This is a genomic window from Streptomyces sp. NPDC007872 (assembly GCF_042868165.1).
In the GTDB taxonomy this organism is placed as follows: domain Bacteria; phylum Actinomycetota; class Actinomycetes; order Streptomycetales; family Streptomycetaceae; genus Streptomyces.
In genome coordinates this window covers 66,761-84,344 of sequence record NZ_JBIAEA010000013.1, presented here as the reverse complement: position 1 = coordinate 84,344, position 17,584 = coordinate 66,761, and the positions used below count along the sequence as shown (strand labels likewise).

Here is a 17,584-nt window from a genome sequence, read left to right as displayed (position 1 = left end):
TTCACGCTGAGCGAGAGCGTGACTGCGCCGCGTGGTGGGGTCGGTAGCATCAAGCACCGGCCCCCGGGCACGCCTGGCCCGCCCACCGCCGGTCTGTCGCCGGAGGTGCCCCATGAGCGCAGAGGCCACCAACCCTGTGAGCGCGGCGGAGGACGCCGCCACCGACGTGACCGTCCGCAGGCGCGGACGCGGCCGCATCGACCTGCGCCGTCTCGGCCGCGCCGCCCTGCTGGGCGCCACCGCCGGACCGGCCCCCCGAGACCGGCTCCCCGATGCCATCGGCCACGTCGCCGAGGCGCACCGCACCCACCATCCCGAGGCCGACCTGACGGTGCTGCGCCGGGCGTACGTCCTCGCCGAGTCCTCGCACCGCGGCCAGTTCCGCAAGAGCGGCGAGCCGTACATCACCCACCCGCTCGCGGTCACCCTCATCCTGGCCGAACTCGGCGCCGAGACCACCACCCTGACCGCCTCCCTCCTCCACGACACCGTCGAGGACACCGAGGTGACGCTCGATCAGGTGCGCCGGGAGTTCGGCGACGAGGTCGCCTACCTCGTCGACGGCGTCACCAAGGTCGAGAAGATCGACTACGGAGCCGCCGCCGAGCCCGAGACCTTCCGCAAGATGCTCGTCGCCACCGGCAACGACGTCCGGGTCATGTCGATCAAACTCGCCGACCGCCTCCACAACATGCGCACCCTCGGCGTGATGCGCCCCGAGAAACAGGCCCGGATCGCCCGGGTCACCCGGGACGTCCTCATCCCGCTCGCGGAACGGCTCGGCGTCCAGGCCCTCAAGACCGAGCTGGAGGACCTCGTCTTCGCCATCCTCCACCCCGAGGAGTACGAGACCACGCGCGCGCTCGTCGCCGGCAACCCGCACGCCCCCGACGCGCTCGGAGCCGTCGCGGAACAGGTCGACGCCGTCCTGCGCGAGGCGGGCATCGGCGCCGACGTCCTCGTCAGGCCCCGGCACCTCGTCTCCGTCCACCGCGTCCGCCTCAAGCGCGGCGAGCTGCGCGGCTGCGACTTCGGACGCCTCCTCGTGCTCGTCGCCGAGGACGCCGACTGCTACGCGGTCCTCGGCGAGCTGCACACCTGCTTCACCCCGGTGATCTCCGAGTTCAAGGACTTCATTGCGGCGCCCAAGTTCAACCTGTACCAGTCCCTGCACACCGCCGTCGCCGCCCCCGACGGGGCCGTGGCCGAGGTCCTCATCCGGACCCACCGGATGCACAAGGTCGCGGAGGCCGGGGTCGTCGCCCTCGGCGACCCGCACGGGGGACAGGAGACGGCCGAGCAGCCGGAGGGCACGGCGCCCCCGGCCGAGCGGCAGGGCACCTCCGCGACCCCCGCCTCCCTCGTGTCCGAGGACGGCGAGCGCGTCGACCCCACCCGCCCCGGCTGGCTCTCCCGTCTCCTCGACTGGCAGCAGTCCGCCCCGGACCCCGACACCTTCTGGACCTCGCTGCGCGCCGACCTCGCCGAGGACGACGAGATCACCGTCTTCCGCGCCGACGGCGGCGCCCCCGGCACGATCAGCCTGCCCGCCGGCGCGAGCTGCGTCGACGCCGCCTACGCCCAGCACGGCGAGGCCGCCCACGCCTGTCTCGGCGCCCGCGTCAACGGGCGCCTCGCCCCGCTGAGCACCGTCCTGGGCGACGGCGACACCGTCCAGCTCCTGCTCGCCCAGGACCCCGTGTCCGGCCCGTCCCCGGAGTGGCTGGACCACGCCCGCACCCCCGCCGCCCGGATCGCCATCACCGGCTGGCTGCGGGACCACCCCGAGAGCGCCACCCCCGCCGACCCCGGGCGCCGGCTCGGGCCCGGCGACCGATCCGGCGACCGATCCGACGACCGGCCCGACGGCTGGTCCGGCGACCGGCCCGGGACACGGCCCGAACCCCTCCCGGCCGCCGACCGCCGCCCCGGCGCCGAGCTCCACGCCGACCTGGACGGCGAACGGCCCGCCGCCGTCCGCCCGGCCGGATGCTGCACCCCCGTACCCCCCGACGAGATCACCGGCTTCCGGGTGCGCGGCGGATCGGTCACCGTCCACCGCTCCACCTGCGCCTCCGCCGACGCCATGCGCCGGATCGGCCGCGCACCCGTCGCCGTCCGCTGGGGCGACACCGCCCAGGGCAGGGTCACCCTCGTCGCCGAGTCCTTCGGCCGGCCCGGACTCCTCGCCGACCTCACCGAGGCCATCGCCACCGCCGGGGCCGCGGTCGTCTCCGCGACCGTCGAGCCGCCCAGCGAGCAGCGGGTCCGCCACACGTACACCCTCCACCTCCCCGACGCGGCCGAGCTCCCCGCCCTCATGCGGGCCATGCGGGACGTGCCCGGGGTGTACGACGTGAGCCGCGCCCGCCACCGCGCGTCCCCCCGCCCCCGCCCGCACCGGACGTGAGGGAACACGACCGTGACCGGGCGGGCCGCTCATGCGGACGGGCAGGTGACCCCCGGGGGTGAACCCCTTCGGGTGGCGGGCGGGCGAGCCGCCCCGGCGCGCGGCGAAAGCCCTGGTAGCCGTAGGGCCAGTCCCCCGGAAAGGCCCTGGCCCATGCCGTTCGCCCGATCCCCTGTGCCGTTCGACCGCACGCCCCTGCCCCGCGTCCGGTGGCTCCGCTCCGCCGCCCTGGTCGCCTCCTCGGCCGGGCTCCTCGCCGCCTCCCTGCCCGCCCCCGCGCCGCTCGGCATCGGCGACCCGCTCTTCCCGCACCTCGGCAACCCGGGCTACGACGTCCTCGCGTACACCCTCGACGTCGCCTACCCCGGCGTGAACACGAAGCCGCTCTCCGCCGTGACCCGGATCGACGCGCTCGCCACCGACGACCTGGAGCGGATCAACCTCGACTTCACCCACGGCCGGGTCTCCGCCGTCACCGTCGACGGCCGGCCCGCCGCGTACACCAGCCGCGGCGAGGACCTGGTCGTCACCCCCGCCGAGCCCGTCGACGCGGGCGAACCGCTCCGGATCACCGTCACCCACACCAGCGACCCCTCCGGGCCCGCCGACACCGGCGGCTGGGTCCGCACCGGCGACGGCCTCGCCATGGCCAACCAGGCCGACGCCGCCCACCGGGTCTTCCCGTCCAACGACCACCCGGCGGACAAGGCGTACTTCACCTTCCGGATCACCGTCCCCGACGGGCTCACCGCCGTCGCCAACGGCCTGCCCGCCGGCCGCGTCCGCCACGGCTCCCGGACCACCTGGACCTACCGCACCGGCCACCCCATGGCCACCGAGCTCGCCCAGATCTCCATCGGCCGCTCCACCGTCGTCCACCGCGCCGGCCCCCACGGGCTGCCCCTGCGGGACGTGGTTCCCACCGCCGACCGGGAGCTCCTGGAACCCTGGCTCCGCAGGACGCCGGGGCACGTGGAGTGGATGGAGCGGCAGGTCGGCCCGTACCCCTTCGAGACGTACGGCGTGCTCGTCGCCGACGCCACCACCGGTTTCGAGCTGGAGACCCAGACCCTCTCGCTCTTCGAGCGCCGCCTCTTCACGGAGCCGGCCCTCCCCGAGTGGTACGTCGACTCGATCATGGTCCACGAGCTGGCCCACCAGTGGTTCGGCAACAGCGTCTCGCCCCGCAGTTGGTCCGACCTGTGGCTCAACGAGGGACACGCCAGTTGGTACGAGGCCCTGTACGCCGAGGAGACCGCCGACAGGCCCCTGGAGCGGCGCATGAAGGCCGCCTACGCCGCCTCCGACGGATGGCGGGCGGCCGGCGGGCCTCCGGCGGCCCCCGAACCGCCCTCGCCGGACCACAAGATCAGCCTCTTCCGGCCGATCGTCTACGACGGCAGCTCCCTGGTCCTCTACGCGCTCCGCCAGGAGATCGGCACCGACGCCTTCCGGCGCCTGGAGCGCGCCTGGGTCACCCGGCACCGCGACGCGAGCGCCACCACCGCCGACTTCGTCGCCCTGGCCGGCCGGACCGCCGGACGCGACCTCACCGGCTTCTTCCGGGGCTGGCTGTACGGGGAGAAGACCCCGCCCATGCCCGGACACCCGGACTGGCGCAGCAACCCGGCCCGGAGCACGGGGAGCGCCCCGGAACGCGGATGACGGGCCCGGTGGACGCCCCGGGCCCCGGTCGGCGGCCCGGGCGGACGCCGGGAAACCCGGGTGACGGGCCCCGGCAGGGCGTGTCACCATCGTCCGGTCGGCGACGCGGCCGGGCCCGGGAATCTTCCGGCGCCCGCGCGCGTTGTCACCGGCACAGACTCTTTCTCTCAGACGTAAGGATCCAATGACCTCCTCTTCATCCCCTTCCCAGGACAACCAGAGCTTCGCGGAGACGAACCGTACCGAGAGCCTTCGGGCCGATGCCCTGATGGAAGAGGACGTCGCCTGGAGCCACGAGATCGACGGAGAGCGGGACGGCGACCAGTTCGACCGCTCCGAGCGCGCGGCCCTGCGCCGCGTCGCCGGCCTCTCCACCGAGCTCGAGGACGTCACCGAGGTCGAGTACCGCCAGTTGCGCCTGGAGCGCGTCGTGCTGGTCGGCGTCTGGACCTCGGGGACCGTGCAGGACGCGGAGAACTCCCTCGCGGAGCTCGCGGCCCTCGCCGAGACGGCGGGCGCCCTCGTGCTCGACGGCGTGATCCAGCGCCGCGACAAGCCGGACCCGGCCACCTTCATCGGCTCGGGCAAGGCGCGCGAGCTGCGGGACATCGTGGTCGAGACCGGTGCCGACACCGTCGTCTGCGACGGCGAGCTCAGCCCCGGCCAGCTCATCGCCCTCGAAGACGTCGTCAAGGTGAAGGTGGTCGACCGGACCGCCCTCATCCTCGACATCTTCGCCCAGCACGCCAAGTCCCGGGAGGGCAAGGCGCAGGTCGCGCTCGCGCAGATGCAGTACATGCTGCCGCGGCTGCGCGGCTGGGGCCAGTCGCTCTCCCGGCAGATGGGCGGCGGCGGCGGTGGCGGCATGGCCACCCGCGGTCCTGGTGAGACCAAGATCGAGACCGACCGGCGCCGCATCCGCGAGAAGATGGCGAAGATGCGCCGGGAGATCGCCGAGATGAAGACCGGCCGCGACATCAAGCGGCAGGAGCGGCGCAGGAACAACGTGCCGTCGGTCGCCATCGCGGGGTACACCAACGCCGGCAAGTCCTCCCTGCTCAACCGGCTCACGGGCGCGGGCGTCCTCGTGGAGAACGCGCTGTTCGCCACGCTCGACCCGACCGTCCGCCGGGCCGAGACACCCACCGGCCGGGTCTACACCCTGGCCGACACCGTCGGCTTCGTCCGGCACCTTCCGCACCACCTGGTCGAGGCGTTCCGCTCCACCATGGAGGAGGTCGGCGACTCCGACCTCATCCTGCACGTGGTGGACGGCTCGCACCCCGCCCCGGAGGAGCAGTTGGCCGCCGTGCGCGAGGTCTTCCGGGACGTCGGCGCGGTGGACGTGCCGGAGATCGTCGTCGTCAACAAGGCGGACGCGGCGGACCCGCTGGTCCTCCAGCGGCTGCTGCGCATGGAGAAGCACTCCATCGCGGTCTCGGCCCGCTCGGGCCAGGGCATCGACGAGCTGCTCGCGCTCATCGACGCCGAGCTGCCGCGGCCGAAGGTCGAGATCGAGGCCCTCGTGCCCTACACGCAGGGCGGTCTGGTCTCGCGGGTGCACGCCGAGGGCGAGCTGGAGTCCGAGGAGCACACCCCCGAGGGCACCCTGCTCAAGGCCAGGGTGCACGAGGAACTGGCGGCGCTCCTGGCGCCGTTCGTGCCCGCCGCGCACTGACGACTCCGTACGACGAAGGCGCCGGTCCCCTCCCTTCGGGGAGGGGACCGGCGCCTTCGGCCGTTCTCCGTACGGTACGGGTCAGCGGGCGTACTTCTTGCTGACCGTCTCGTGGGCCGCCCTGGCGCCGCTGCCGAGCTGCGGTCCGGCGAGCCAGCCGTTGCCGCCGGCCGGGCCGATCGAGGTGTTCGACACGAGCGCCGTCCTCCCGTTCGGCAGCACCCGGAACCAGCCGCCGCCGGACGACCCCGCGGTCATCGTGCAGCCGATCCGGTACATCACCGGGGTCGCGGGCGCCGTGGTGAGCCGCGTCGCCCGGTCCAGGCACTTGTGCATGATCACGCCGTCGTACGGAGCGGCCTGCGGGTACCCCCAGGCGCCGGTCGTCCCGGCCCGCGCGGGCGCCGGAGCGGAGAAGTCCACCGGCAGGGCGGCGCCGACGGTCTCCTCCAGGGACTTGGTGCCCCGCTGCGGCTTCACGTGCAGCACGGCGTAGTCGTACGGCTAGGCCCGGTCGGTGCCGCCCGACCTGATCCACTCGCCGGAGGTCACGGCCCAGTCGGCCCAGTACTGGCCGTACGGGTACACCTCGTGCGGCTGCGCGCCGTTCAGCGCGGCGGGGGACCTGCCCAGGTCGTTGAAGGCCGGCACGAAGGTGATGTTGCGGTACCAGCCGCCCTTCCCGCCCGCGTGGACGCAGTGGCCGGCCGTCCAGACCAGGTTCGACTTCCCGGGCCGGCGGGGGTCCTTCACGATGGTGCCGGAGCAGACCATGTGGCCCTGCGGCGCGTCGAAGAAGATCTTGCCGACCGGGGCCGCGTTGCGGTGGTACGGCGTCTTCTCGCGCTGCGCCCGCACGGGCCGGGGCGTCGGGTCGGTGCCGCCGGTGCCGGCCTGCGCCGTGATCGTCTGGTCCGGGCTCTTCGCGGACCGCATGCGCGCCGGGTCCCAGAGCCCTTCGACCACCGGGTTGACGAAGTCCTCAGCCTCACGCAGCCAGGTCTTCCTGTCCCAGTTCCTCCACTCGCCGTCCTTCCACCTGTCCGGATCGACGCCGTGCTTCCTGAGCTTGTCGGCGAGGTCCCCGGTGAGGCCGTCACCGCTGTCCGGGGCGGGTGCGGAGCCGCTCGCCCCGGCGGCCGGCTTGTCGGCGGCCGGCGTCTCGGCGGGCCCGCAGGCCGTGGCGGTCAGCGCGAGCGCCGTGACCAGGCCGAGGGCGGCGGGTATGAGTCGTACGGAGCGCATGTGGTGAGTTCCCCCTGAGGTGTGTCCCGCCGGGCCGTGTCCCGTGTCGGGGCCGGCCGCGGTCCGGCGCGGCCCGCGGGACGGGTGCGACATGGGTGGAGGCGGGACCCCGGGGGCCCCGCCTCCGTGCCGGGCCTAGCGGCCGGCGTACTTCTTGCTGACCTCGTCGAAGATGCCCTTGGCCTCCGGGCCGAGGCGCGGGCCCGCGAGCCAGCCCGCCGTCGACGGGCCGATCGAGGTGTTCGACACCAGCGCCGGCTTGCCGTCGCTGCCCTCGGCCACCCAGCCGCCGCCCGACGAACCACCGGTCATCGTGCAGCCGATCCGGTACATCGTCGGCTGGTCCGCCTTCAGGGACAGCCGGCCCGGCTTGTCCCGGCACTGGAACATCTTCTGGCCGTCGAACGGCGCCGCCGCCGGGTAACCGGTCGCCGTCAGGCTCGCGACCTTCGGCACGGCGGGCGCCTTGAACTCCACCGGAAGCGCCGAACCGACCGTCTCCTCCAGGGACTTGGCGGGGGAGCCCTTCTCCGGGGTCACCTTGATGACCGCGAAGTCGTAGGGAGCGCCCGCGCCGCCCGTGCTCGCGCCCTCGGCGATCCACTGGTCGGAGGTCTTGACCCACTCCGCCCACCACACGCCGTACGGGGCGATCTGCTCCCGCGTCGCCTTCTCCAGGTCGGAGGTCGCCAGCGCCGCGTCGTTGTACGAGGGCACGAAGGCGATGTTGCGGTACCAGCCGCCCTTCTTCCCCTTGTGCACGCAGTGACCGGCCGTCCAGACCATGTTGGACTTGCCCGGGTGCGCCGGGTCCCGCACGACCGTGGCCGAGCAGACCATGGAGCCCTCGGGGCCGTCGAAGAAGACCTTGCCGGACTCGGGGGCGTTGTCGTGGTACTTCGCGTCCACGGCCTTCGCCCGCACCGGGTCCGGAGTCGGGTCGGTGACGCCCTCGTCGCCCGAGATGTCCTCCTCCTCGACCGGCTCGTCGGGGCGCTCGGCCTCCCGCATCCGGTCCGGGTTCCAGAGGTCCTCGATGATCGGGTTGACGAAGTCCTTGGCCTCACGCAGCCACTTGTCGCGGTCCCAGTTCCTCCACTCGCCGCCGCGCCACTTGTCGAGGTCGATCCCGTGTTCCTTCAGGCGGTCCTTCAGGTCCTCCGGAATCTTGATCTTCTCGGCCGGGCTCAGGCTCGTGGGGGCACTGGGCTTGTCCCCCGCGTTCTCCTCGCTCGGCCCGCAGGACGTAATGGTGAGCGTCAGCGCCGCGACGGCGGAGGCCGCCGTCAGCAACGGACGAATCGATCGCATCTCGTGATCCCCCTGGGACTACGTCAACTTGTTCTGCTCGTTCAGCTTGTTCTGCTCGTCCACGAGCTCGCTCGTGAGCTCGTTCACGGGCCTGCTCGCGGGCGGGCGGTGGCCGGATCCCGGCGGAACACGGCCGACGGCCCCCACTATGCCGGTGCCGGAGGGGACGGTACGCGCCCCGCCGGTGGTTCCGGGCATCGTTCGGCCGTTGCCGTGCCGTGATCCGGGACACGCCAAGTTCTCGCCTCCGGCCCGTGATCCCGGGGAGTTCCCGTCGTTGGTACGTACGGGGGACACAACGGAAGCGCCCGGAACGGCCCTTGCGGCCGCTCCACGACGCCCCGATGTGCAACGCAACTGTTACAGCGGGAGGACACCGAGCCGTGGCCGTGACCGAATCAGCTCCGGCCGTCCCGGCGGAGCCGCACGCCCCGCCGACCCCGACGGCCGCGCCGGCCACGCCGGGTACGCCGGGCGAACCCGGCGAGGTCCCCGAAGGGTGCGAAGGGGGGAGGGCGCCCGGGTCGGGACAGGCGTCCGGGCCGGGACGGGTGTCCGGACCGGGACAGGAGTCGGGGTCCGGGCAGGCGTCCGGGTCCGGGCAGACGTCCCCGTCGGGGCGGACCGTGCGGGGGACCGGGTACGAGGGGATCCTGCGCCGCCAGTCCCTGCGCGAGTCCGCCGCCCGCACCTACGCCCGCTCCCTGCCGATCGTGCCCGTGCGGGCCCGGGGGCTGACCATCGAGGGCGCCGACGGCCGCCGCTACCTGGACTGCCTCTCCGGCGCGGGAACGCTCGCGCTCGGCCACAACCACCCCGTGGTCCTCGAAGCCGTCAAGAAGGTCCTCGACTCGGGCGCCCCGCTCCACGTCCTCGACCTCGCCACCCCCGTCAAGGACGCCTTCACCTCCGAACTGTTCGCCACCCTCCCGGGCGGACTCGCCGACGACGCCCGCGTCCAGTTCTGCGGACCGGCCGGCACCGACGCCGTCGAGGCCGCCCTCAAGCTCGTCCGCACCGCCACCGGCCGCGACGGCCTCCTCGCCTTCACCGGCGCCTACCACGGCATGACCGCCGGAGCCCTCGCCGCCTCCGGCGGAGCCCCCGACGTCCGCGTGACCCGGCTGCCCTACCCGCACTCGTACCGCTGCCCCTTCGGCGTCGGCGGCGAACGCGGCGCGGAGCTCTCCGCCCGCTGGACCGAGAGCCTCCTCGACGACCCCAAGAGCGGCGTCACCATCCCCGCCGGAATGATCGTCGAGGCCGTCCAGGGCGAGGGCGGCGTCATCCCCGCCCCCGACGACTGGATGCGCCGGATGCGCCGCGTCACCGCCGACCGCGGCATCCCCCTCGTCGTGGACGAGGTCCAGACCGGGGTCGGCCGCACCGGCGCCTTCTGGGCCGTCGAACACAGCGGCGTCGTGCCCGACGTGATGGTCCTCTCCAAGGCCATCGGCGGTTCCCTCCCGCTCGCCGTCGTCGTCTACCGCTCCTCGCTGGACGCCTGGGAACCCGGCGCCCACGCCGGCACCTTCCGCGGCAACCAGCTCGCCATGGCCGCCGGCACGGTCACCCTCGCGTACGTCCGCGAGAACCGGCTCGCCGAACGGGCCGGCACCCTCGGCGCCCGCATGCTCGGGCAGCTCCAGGGCCTCGCCGCGACCCACCCGTGCGTCGGCGACGTCCGCGGCCGCGGCCTGATGATCGGGGTCGAACTCGTCGACCCCGACGCGGCCGGACCGAACGACGCCGTTCCGCCCGCCGCCCCCGCCCTGGCCCTCGCCGTCCAGCAGGAGTGTCTGGCCCGGGGGCTCATCGTCGAACTCGGCGGACGCCACTCCGCGGTGGTCCGGCTCCTGCCGCCGCTCACCCTCACCGACGAGCAGGCCACCGCCGTCCTGGACCGCTTCGCCGACGCCCTCGCCGCCGCCGAACGGACCCGCGCCCCCCACTCGCCCCCCTCCCGCCGGGCCCCGGCCCCCACGCCCGCCCCCGGGCCGTCCCACTGACCCTCGGACCGCGCCCCCGGCCCCACCCCCCAAGGAAGCCCGTGAACGCCACGCCCACCTCCCCGGCGCCCACCACCGCCCCCCTCCCCACCACCGAGCCCCCCGGAACCGAGCCCTTCACCCCCGGGGCACCCGGCTCCGAGTACTCCGGCCCCGAGCGCCCCGGCTCCGAATACCCCGGCGCCGGGCGCCCCGATTCCGAGCACTCCGGCGCCGAGCGCCGCGGTTCCGAATACCCGGGCCTCGAACGCCCCGGTTCCGAATATCTCGGTCCCGAGTACTCCAGCTCCGAGCGCCCCGGCTCCGAGTACTCCAGCTCCGAGCGCCCCGGCTCCGAGCGCCCCGGCTCCGAGTACCCCGGCGCCGAGTACCCCGGCGCCGACTGCCGCGGTTCCGAGCGTCCCGACTCCGGCGACCCCACCGTCCCGCGCCAGCACCTCGGACCGCTCGACCCCCGGTCCTCCCGGCCCGCCGCCGACCCCCTGGACGATCCCGACCCGGAGCGCGCCGCCGACACGGCCGCGGTCGAGAACCTCCTGCGCTGCTGGGTCCGGGAGAAGAACCTCCCCGCCCCCGGCTCCGCCACCCTGCGCGTCCCCCTCGACGCCAGCGGCACCGCCCTCCTCGTCCCCGTCTCCTACTGGTCGCCCACCGGCTGGCACCGCTTCGGCGCCCCCGTCCTCGAAGGGCTCCCCTCCTCGGCGCCGCCCGTCGACGCCGTCACCGTCGCCGCCCTCCTCAGCCGGGAGACCGGCCGCCCCGAGGGCACCGAACTCGTCGGCCGGGTCGCCGACTCCGCCCGCCGCACCGCCGACTTCATCGCCGCGCGCCGCCACCGGCCCCAGCCGCACCCGGACGCCGACCTGTTCCTCGCCGCCGAACAGTCCCTCCTGCTCGGCCACCCCCTCCACCCCACCCCCAAGAGCCGGGAAGGCCTCACCGAGGCCGAGAGCCGCCTCTACTCACCCGAACTGCACGGCGCCTTCCCCCTCCACTGGTTCGCCGTCGACACCTCCCTCCTGGCCTCCGACTCCGCCTGGACCGAACAGGGCCGGCCCGTCACCGCCGAGCAGCTCGTCCTCGGCCTCGCGGAGGGGCTCACCGTCCCTGCCGGCACCGCCCCCCTGCCCCTCCACCCCTGGCAGGCCCGCGAACTCCGCCACCGCCCCGACGTCCGCGCCCTCTTCGACGCCGGCCTCCTCCACGACCTCGGCCTGCACGGCACCCCCTGGCACCCCACCTCCTCCATCCGCACCGTGCACCGCCCCGGCGCCCCGGCCATGCTCAAGCTCTCCCTCGGCCTGCGCATCACCAACTCCCGCCGCGAGAACCTCCGCAAGGAACTCCACCGCGGCGTCGAGGTCCACCGACTGCTCCGGACCGGCCTCGTCGACGAGTGGCAGGCCGCCCACCCCGGCTTCGACATCGTCCGCGACCCCGCCTGGCTGGCCGTCGACGCCCCGGACGGCACCCCCGTCCCCGGGCTCGACGTCATGGTCCGCCACAACCCCTTCGGCCCCGGTGACGACGCCGTCTGCATCGCCGCCCTCACCGCCCCCCGCCCCTGGCCCGGAGCCACCACCATGCGCTCCCGGCTCGCCGACGTCATCGGCCGCCTCTCCGCCCGCACCGGCCGCTCCACCGCCGCCGTGGCCACCGAGTGGTTCCTCCGCTACCTCGACCACGTCGTCCGCCCCGTCCTCTGGCTCGACGGACACGCCGGCATCGCCCTGGAGGCCCACCAGCAGAACACCCTGGTGCTCCTGGACCCGGACGGCTGGCCGGTCGGCGGCCGCTATCGCGACAACCAGGGCTACTACTTCCGCGAGTCCCGTCGCAGCGAGCTGGAGAGCCGTCTCCCCGGCATCGGCGCCCACAGCGACACCTTCGTCTCCGACCAGGTCACCGACGAGCGCTTCGCCTACTACCTGGGCATCAACAACGTCCTCGGTCTGATCGGCGCCTTCGGAGCCCAGCACCTCGCCGACGAGCGCGTCCTGCTCGCCGCCCTCCGCAGCTTCCTCACCTCCGCCACCGGCCTGGGCTCGCCCCTCCCGCACCGGCTCCTGGAAGCCGCGACCCTGCGCAGCAAGGCCAACCTCCTCACCCGCCTGCACGGCCTGGACGAGCTCGTCGGCCCGGTCGACACCCAGTCCGTCTACGTCACCATCACCAACCCCCTCCGCGCCTGACCTCCTCTCCACCTCCGACCCCTGCCGACCTCCCCACGCCCCAGGCCCCGCGCCCCGACCGCACCGCCGAGAGGAGAGCGACACCGTGTCACCCACCCGCCCCCCGGCCGACCCACCGGGAGACGACACCCTCGACCTGAGGGTCGACGACCTCCTCGCCCTCCTCGCCCGGGGAGCACCACCACAGCCCCCGGCCGGCGACGTCCCCACCGGCGGCCCCTCTTCCACCGACCCCCCTTCCACCAGCGCCCCGGCCACCGGCACCTCTACCACCGGCGCCCCGGTCACCGGCACCTCCGCCACCCCGGTCACCGGCACCCCGGCCGGCGACACCTCCACCGGCGACGCCCCCGCCACCGGCACCCCACCCGGCGCCCTCTTCCGCGGCGGCCGTCCGCGCCGCGAGCTCCTCGACGGCGACCTGCTCGACTCCGTCGCCTCCTGGGGCCCCACCACCACCCCGGTCGGCTCCTTCCGACTCGTCCCCGTCCGACTCGAACACGACCTGCCGCTCCTCACCCGGTGGATGAACGACCCCGCCGTCGCCGCCTTCTGGGAGCTCGCCGGGCCCGAGACCGTGACCGCCGAACACCTCCGCGGCCAACTGGAGGGCGACGGCCGGAGCGTCCCCTGCCTCGGCCGGCTCGACGGCACACCCATGAGCTACTTCGAGATCTACCGCGCCGACCTCGACCCGCTCGCCCGGCACTATCCGGCACGCCCCCACGACACGGGCGTCCACCTGCTGATCGGAGGCTCCACCGACCGGGGCCGGGGCGTCGGCACCACGCTCCTGCGGGCCGTCGCCGACATGGTCCTCGACCACCGTCCCCGGTGCACCCGGATCGTCGCCGAACCCGACCTCCGCAACACCCCCTCCGTCTCGGCCTTCCTCGGCGGCGGCTTCCGCTACGCGGCGGAAGTCGACCTTCCCGACAAGAGAGCCGCCCTCATGATCCGTGACCGCGCCCTGCGGCACGTCCTCTGAACAACTCCCTCCCTTGCGTACACCGCTCGTCCCACAGCGGTCCCACCCCGAGGAGTCCTCGTGTCGACATCCCCTGCACCCCACGACTCCGCACCACCCACCCCTTCCGTTTCCACCCCTGCCTCGCCCTCCGCCCCTGCCCCGACCTCCGTCCCGGCTCCCGCCCTCGCACCCGACACCCTGCCCCCCACGCCCGGCACCCCGATCCGCGTGCCCGCCGGAGCCCCGGCGCCCACGCCCGAAGCCCCGGACCCCGCGTCCGAACCGCTCGCGTCTCCCCGCCTCCTCGCACCCCCCGAGCTGAACGCCGCCGCCTGGACCCGTGCCTCCTCCCGTCTCCTCGCCAAGCTCCTCGCCGAGTTCGCGTACGAGGAGGTCCTCGAACCCGCCCCCGTCGAGGACGAGGAAGGGGGCGGTGACGAGGACGCCGTCCCCGACCGTCACGCGCTGCGGCTTGACGACGGCACCACGCTCACCTTCCGCGCCCGCCGCGGCGCCTACGGGAGCTGGCGCGTCGCCCCCGACTCGATCGCCCACGAGGGCCGGCCCCTGACCGACCCCTTCGACCTCCTGGTCCGTGCCCGCGGTCTCCTCCGCCTCGACGGCGCCACCCTCGGCCACCTCATCCGCGAACTCTCCGCCACCCTCGCCGCCGACACCCGCCTCGACCACACGGCCCTCACCGCGAACGAGCTGGCCGACCTCTCCTACGCGGAGCTCGAAGGCCACCAGACCGGTCATCCCTGGCTCGTCCTCAACAAGGGCCGCATCGGCTTCTCCGCTTCCGATACCGCCCGCTGGGCCCCCGAGGCGCGCCGCCCCACCCGGCTGCCGTGGATCGCCGTCAGCAAACGCCTCGCCGCCTACCGGGGCGTCCCCGGCCTCGACACCCCCGACCTCCTCTACACCCGGGAACTCGACCCCGAGGTCCGCGCCGCCTTCCGCGCGGCCCTCACCACCCGCGGCCACGCACCCGACGACTACCTCCTCCTCCCCGTCCACCCCTGGCAGTGGGACGAGATCCTGCTCCCGCTCTACGCGCCGGCCGTCGTCACCGGGGACATCGTCCCCCTCCCCGCCGACGGCGACCTCCGTCTGCCGCAGCAGTCCGTCCGCACCTTCCTCAACACCAGCCGTCCCGACCGGCACACCGTGAAGCTCCCCCTTTCGGTGCTCAACACCCTCGTCTGGCGCGGTCTGCCCACCGAACGCACCCTCGCCGCCCCCGCCGTGACCGCCTGGGTCCACGGACTGCGCGACGCCGACCCGTTCCTGCGGGACGAGTGCCGGGTGGTCCTCCTCGGGGAGGTGGCCTCCGTCACGGTCGAGCACCCGCTGTACGACCGGCTGCCCGAGGTCCCGTACCAGTACAAGGAACTGCTCGGCGCGATCTGGCGCGAGCCCCTGGAACTGCCGTCAGGGGAGCGCGCCCGCACCCTCGCCGCCCTCCTCCACACGGACCCGGCCGGCCGGGCCTTCGTCGCCGAACTCGTCGAGCGCTCGGGACTCGCCCCCGCCGACTGGCTCCAGCACCTCTTCACCGCTCTGCTCCCTCCTCTGCTGCACTTCCTCTACCGCTACGGCACCGTCTTCTCGCCCCACGGCGAGAACGCCATCGTCGTGTACGACACCGACGACGTCCCCGTACGCCTGGCGATCAAGGACTTCGTGGACGATGTGAACATCAGTGCCCACCCCCTTCCCGAACACGCCACCCTTCCGGACGACGTCCGCGGCGTCCTGTTGACGGAGGAGCCCGGTTTCCTGACCCAGTTCATCCACTCGGGGCTCTTCGTCGGCGTCTTCCGCTATCTGGCACCGCTCTGCGAAGAGCAACTCGGTGTGCCCGAGCGGGACTTCTGGGCCCTCGTCCGCGCCGAGATCCTGCGCCACCAGGCGCGCTTCCCGGAGCTCAAGGAGCGCTTCGACCTCTTCGACCTCCTCACCCCCCGCATCGAGCGACTCTGTCTCAACCGCAACCGTCTGCACCTGGACGGCTACCGGGACCGGTCCGAGCGCCCCCACGCGGCCATTCACGGAACCGTCCCGAACCCCCTCGCGTGACCGGGCTGTCAGTACCGCCCCTTAGGGTGGGAGCGCTATGACGAAGCCATCCCTCCCCGACCTCCTCCACGCCGCCGTCGCCTCCGTCGGCGGCACGGAGCGGCCCGGCCAGGTCGCCATGGCCGAGGCCGTGGCCGAGGCCATCGACGACAACTCCCACCTCCTCGTCCAGGCCGGCACCGGCACCGGCAAGTCGCTCGGCTACCTCGTGCCGGCGCTGGCCCAGGGGGAGCGGGTGGTGGTGGCCACGGCCACCCTGGCGCTGCAGCGCCAGCTCGTCGAGCGCGACCTCCCCCGGACGGTCGACGCGCTGCATCCGCAACTGCGCCGGCGCGCCCAGTTCGCCATGCTCAAGGGCCGGTCGAACTACCTCTGCCTGCACCGCCTCCACGAGGGGGTGCCGCAGGACGAGGAGGAGGGGCTCTTCGACCCCTTCGAGGCGGCCGCGCCCACCAGCAAGCTGGGCCAGGACCTGATGCGCCTGCGGGACTGGTCGGACGAGACGGAGACCGGAGACCGGGACGACCTGACGCCGGGCGTCTCCGACCGGGCCTGGTCCCAGGTCTCGGTCTCCTCCCGGGAGTGCCTCGGCGCGAGCAAGTGCGCTTACGGGGCGGAGTGCTTCGCCGAGGCGGCCCGCGAGCGCGCCAAGCTCGCGGACGTCGTCGTCACCAACCACGCGTTGCTCGCCATCGACGCCATCGAGGGCGCCCCGGTGCTCCCGCAGCACGAGGTGCTGATCGTCGACGAGGCCCACGAGCTGGTCTCCCGCGTGACCGGCGTCGCCACCGGGGAGCTCACCCCCGGCCAGGTCAACCGCGCGGTGCGCCGGGCCGCGAAGCTCGTGGACGAGAAGGTCGCCGACCAGCTCCAGACCGCCGCCGAGGGCTTCGAGCGGGTCATGGAGCTGGCGCTGCCGGGCCGCCTGGAGGAGATCCCGGAGGACCTCGCGTACGCCCTGATGGCGCTGCGGGACGCGGCCCGTGCCGTGATCACGGCCCTGGGCTCGACCCGCGACCGGTCCGTGCAGGACGAGGACGCCGTGCGCAAGCAGGCCATGGCCTCGGTGGAGACCGTCCACGGCGTCGCGGAGCGGATCACCCAGGGGTCCGAGTACGACGTCGTCTGGTACGAGCGGCATGATCGGTTCGGAGCCTCGCTGCGGGTCGCCCCGCTCACCGTCTCCGGTCTGCTCCGGGAGAAGCTGTTCACCGAGCGGTCCGTGGTGCTCGCCTCGGCCACGCTCAAGCTGGGCGGCGACTTCAACGGCGTCGGGGCCTCGCTCGGCCTCGCCCCCGAGGGCACCACCGGCGACGACCTGCCCGTCTGGAAGGGCCTCGACGTCGGCTCGCCGTTCGACTACCCCCGGCAGGGCATCCTGTACGTCGCCAAGCACCTCTCCCGCCCCGCGCGCGACGGGGACCGGGGCGACATGCTCGACGAGCTGACCGAGCTGGTGCAGGCGGCCGGCGGGCGGACCCTGGGCCTCTTCTCCTCCATGCGCGCGGCGCAGCAGGCGGCGGAGGAACTGCGGACCCGGGTGCCGGAGCTGCCGATCCTGCTCCAGGGCGAGGACACCCTGGGCGAGCTGATCAAGAACTTCGCCGCCGACCCGAAGACCTGTCTCTTCGGCACGCTGTCGCTCTGGCAGGGCGTGGACGTCCCGGGCCCGAGCTGCCAACTGGTCGTCATGGACAAGATCCCGTTCCCGCGTCCGGACGACCCGCTGATGAGCGCGCGGCAGAAGGCCGTCGAGGAGGCCGGGGGCAACGGCTTCATGGCGGTCGCGGCGACCCACGCGGCCCTGCTGATGGCCCAGGGCGCGGGCCGTCTCGTGCGGGCCACCGGCGACCGGGGCGTCGTGGCGGTCCTCGATCCCCGGCTCGCCACGGCTCGTTACGGCAGCTACCTCAAGGCCTCGCTGCCCGACTTCTGGTACACCACCGACCGCAACCAGGTGCGGAAGTCGCTCGCGGCCATCGACGCAGCCTCGAAGGCGGCGAGCGTCTGAGTCCGGGCCCG

Annotated in this window: 10 protein-coding genes and 1 pseudogene; 8 read left to right on the top strand and 3 right to left on the bottom strand. The window is 73.9% G+C overall.

The window, feature by feature from the left end; all coding sequences use genetic code 11:
• The first annotated feature begins 112 nt into the window (after positions 1 to 112).
• The 3 genes from ACFYNX_RS32155 to hflX all read left to right on the top strand — a co-directional run bounded on the left by ACFYNX_RS32155 (position 113) and on the right by hflX (position 5,753).
• On the top strand, positions 113 to 2,410 hold the full coding sequence (locus ACFYNX_RS32155) for a RelA/SpoT family protein (protein ID WP_388666767.1): 2,298 nt from the start codon (positions 113 to 115) through the stop codon (positions 2,408 to 2,410).
• A 153-nt stretch (positions 2,411 to 2,563) separates the two neighbouring features.
• Positions 2,564 to 4,075 carry a M1 family metallopeptidase gene (locus tag ACFYNX_RS32150; RefSeq protein ID WP_388666764.1) on the top strand — a complete coding sequence of 504 codons (1,512 nt, stop codon included), beginning with the start codon at positions 2,564 to 2,566 and terminating at the stop codon, positions 4,073 to 4,075.
• A 184-nt stretch (positions 4,076 to 4,259) separates the two neighbouring features.
• Entirely contained in the window at positions 4,260 to 5,753 is a 1,494-nt protein-coding gene (hflX, locus tag ACFYNX_RS32145; RefSeq protein WP_365547274.1) for a GTPase HflX, read from the top strand.
• A gap of 81 nt (positions 5,754 to 5,834) precedes the next feature.
• Here the strand turns inward: hflX and ACFYNX_RS32140 are convergent.
• The 3 genes and pseudogenes from ACFYNX_RS32140 to ACFYNX_RS32130 form a co-directional block, all read right to left on the bottom strand.
• Positions 5,835 to 6,998, bottom strand: a pseudogene (locus tag ACFYNX_RS32140) (trypsin-like serine peptidase).
• Between the two features lie 135 nt (positions 6,999 to 7,133).
• Positions 7,134 to 8,309, bottom strand: coding sequence for a trypsin-like serine peptidase (locus ACFYNX_RS32135; protein ID WP_388666760.1), 1,176 nt, complete (start codon positions 8,307 to 8,309; stop codon positions 7,134 to 7,136).
• Positions 8,310 to 8,327: 18 nt separating this feature from the next.
• A complete protein-coding gene (locus ACFYNX_RS32130; protein WP_365547283.1) occupies positions 8,328 to 8,507 on the bottom strand; it encodes a hypothetical protein in 180 nt (59 codons plus the stop codon).
• A gap of 146 nt (positions 8,508 to 8,653) precedes the next feature.
• On the opposite strand from ACFYNX_RS32130, the gene ACFYNX_RS32125 reads away from it, so the two are divergent.
• From ACFYNX_RS32125 to ACFYNX_RS32105, 5 genes are all read left to right on the top strand, one after another.
• The gene (locus tag ACFYNX_RS32125) at positions 8,654 to 10,318 is read left to right on the top strand and encodes a diaminobutyrate--2-oxoglutarate transaminase family protein (RefSeq protein ID WP_388666757.1); all 1,665 of its coding nucleotides are present in this window, start codon (positions 8,654 to 8,656) and stop codon (positions 10,316 to 10,318) included.
• Between the two features lie 41 nt (positions 10,319 to 10,359).
• On the top strand, positions 10,360 to 12,510 hold the full coding sequence (locus ACFYNX_RS32120; RefSeq protein WP_388666754.1) for an IucA/IucC family protein: 2,151 nt from the start codon (positions 10,360 to 10,362) through the stop codon (positions 12,508 to 12,510).
• A gap of 85 nt (positions 12,511 to 12,595) precedes the next feature.
• Positions 12,596 to 13,498, top strand: coding sequence for a GNAT family N-acetyltransferase (locus tag ACFYNX_RS32115; protein WP_388666751.1), 903 nt, complete (start codon positions 12,596 to 12,598; stop codon positions 13,496 to 13,498).
• A 210-nt stretch (positions 13,499 to 13,708) separates the two neighbouring features.
• Positions 13,709 to 15,562, top strand: coding sequence for an IucA/IucC family protein (locus tag ACFYNX_RS32110; RefSeq protein WP_388666748.1), 1,854 nt, complete (start codon positions 13,709 to 13,711; stop codon positions 15,560 to 15,562).
• Between the two features lie 37 nt (positions 15,563 to 15,599).
• The gene (locus ACFYNX_RS32105) at positions 15,600 to 17,573 is read left to right on the top strand and encodes an ATP-dependent DNA helicase (RefSeq protein WP_365547295.1); all 1,974 of its coding nucleotides are present in this window, start codon (positions 15,600 to 15,602) and stop codon (positions 17,571 to 17,573) included.
• Positions 17,574 to 17,584: the final 11 nt, after the last annotated feature.

Coding starts and splice junctions, on each gene's coding strand:
- hflX (WP_365547274.1), top strand. CDS start 4,260: ATGACCTCCTCTTCATCCCCTTCCCAGGACAACCAGAGCTTCGCGGAG.
- ACFYNX_RS32130 (WP_365547283.1), bottom strand. CDS start 8,507: ATGCCCGGAACCACCGGCGGGGCGCGTACCGTCCCCTCCGGCACCGGC.
- ACFYNX_RS32150 (WP_388666764.1), top strand. CDS start 2,564: ATGCCGTTCGCCCGATCCCCTGTGCCGTTCGACCGCACGCCCCTGCCC.
- ACFYNX_RS32135 (WP_388666760.1), bottom strand. CDS start 8,309: ATGCGATCGATTCGTCCGTTGCTGACGGCGGCCTCCGCCGTCGCGGCG.
- ACFYNX_RS32125 (WP_388666757.1), top strand. CDS start 8,654: ATGTGCAACGCAACTGTTACAGCGGGAGGACACCGAGCCGTGGCCGTG.
- ACFYNX_RS32155 (WP_388666767.1), top strand. CDS start 113: ATGAGCGCAGAGGCCACCAACCCTGTGAGCGCGGCGGAGGACGCCGCC.
- ACFYNX_RS32105 (WP_365547295.1), top strand. CDS start 15,600: ATGACGAAGCCATCCCTCCCCGACCTCCTCCACGCCGCCGTCGCCTCC.